Source organism: Oleiphilus sp. HI0086, assembly GCF_001635225.1.
In genome coordinates, this window is sequence record NZ_LWFZ01000483.1 from 1 (window position 1) to 648 (window position 648).

At 44.8% G+C, this 648-nt stretch carries 2 protein-coding genes; one reads left to right on the forward strand and one right to left on the reverse strand.

Annotated features, from left to right (window positions below; translation table 11 throughout):
- Positions 1 to 227: dTMP kinase (locus A3756_RS05920; RefSeq protein ID WP_368664574.1), on the forward strand; the 227-nt coding region annotated here is incomplete at its 5' end.
- Between the two features lie 82 nt (positions 228 to 309).
- On the opposite strand, the gene A3756_RS05925 is transcribed toward A3756_RS05920, so the two are convergent.
- Positions 310 to 648 (reverse strand): permease (locus A3756_RS05925; protein WP_197481210.1); only part of this gene is annotated, 339 nt, incomplete at its 5' end.

Consider the following 648-nt stretch of genomic DNA (forward strand, 5'->3'; position numbering starts at 1 on the left):
TGACTCTTTTATTAGATGCTCCGATTGAAGTAGGCATGGAGCGTGCAAAAGATCGTGGTGCCCTAGATCGCTTTGAGGAAGAACAGGCAGAGTTTTTTAATAATGTTAGAGATAACTATTTAGCGCGTGCAGAAGCTGAGCCAAAGCGATTTAAAATAGTTGACGAAACACAAAGTTTGGAAGAGGTACAATCAAGTATTTCAGTCGTGCTTGAGAATATCCTGTAGGCAGAGCCTTCCATGGCTCGCAGGCGGGTTAGCACGGTGTAGATTCATATAAGGGATGGAACCCTCTGCCTACGTTCGATTGTTAAACACTATTCAATATCATTGCAACCACGATCACCTGTGGTACGGTTAGCAAAGGTAAATATAGTGCTGTCTTCCAAGACTTCATTGTGTCTTTTATTACCATCACTTCAGTGTAATCGGTCGCTACGCCTGTCATTAAAAATGCAAAGCTATTACCGGGGGCATTGGCTCGATTCATCAAGTCGGCCGCTATAGGGGTCGAGCCTTCGGAGCATACTTCAATGATTGTTGCTGCGATCAAGGTTGCTCCTAGACCAAGCAGCGTTGGCCCGAAGTAATTTTGGAAGTCCTCCAACGAAACGAAGCCTCTAATCGCTGACGCTAATAGAACACCAAA